General features: G+C 64.5%; 1 protein-coding gene. It reads left to right on the top strand.

Going from position 1 to position 467, the window contains the following annotated elements; all coding sequences use genetic code 11:
- Nucleotides 1-467, top strand: a 467-nt coding sequence (locus RB628_RS41410) for a transposase (RefSeq protein WP_318325769.1), incomplete at both ends; no start/stop codon positions are given.

The raw sequence follows: 467 nt of genomic DNA, 5'->3' as shown, positions 1-467 counted from the left end.
TTGTCGGACGCCCGATGGGCCCTGATCGAACCGACGCTGACGGCCTGGCGGAATGCCCGCCTCGAACGTCGCCCCACCGGTCAGCCGGCGAAAGTCGATCTGCGTGACGTGTTCAACGCGATCCTCTATCTCAACCGCACCGGAATTCCCTGGAAATACCTCCCACATGACTCCCCTGGCCACGGCACCGTCTACTTCTACTACGCCGCCTGGCGCGACGAGGGGATCTTCGCCCAGCTCAATTACGACCTCACCGCCCTCGCCCGCGTGAAGGAAGGCCGGAAGTCCGAGCCGACGGCCTCCGTCATCGACACCCAGAGCGTCAAGACCTCCACCAACGTGCCCGTGACCAGCCAGGGAACGGACGCCGCGAAGAAGATCGTGGGCCGGAAGCGAGGCATCCTCACTGACACGATCGGCCTGATCCTCGTTGTGACCGTCGCCGCTGCGAGTCTCTCGGAGAATGC

It is taken from the genome of Streptomyces sp. ADMS, from assembly GCF_033441795.1.
Taxonomy (GTDB): Bacteria; Actinomycetota; Actinomycetes; order Streptomycetales; family Streptomycetaceae; genus Streptomyces.
Note: the sequence above shows the minus strand (reverse complement) of the source record. Positions and strands in the feature narration are given on the sequence as shown.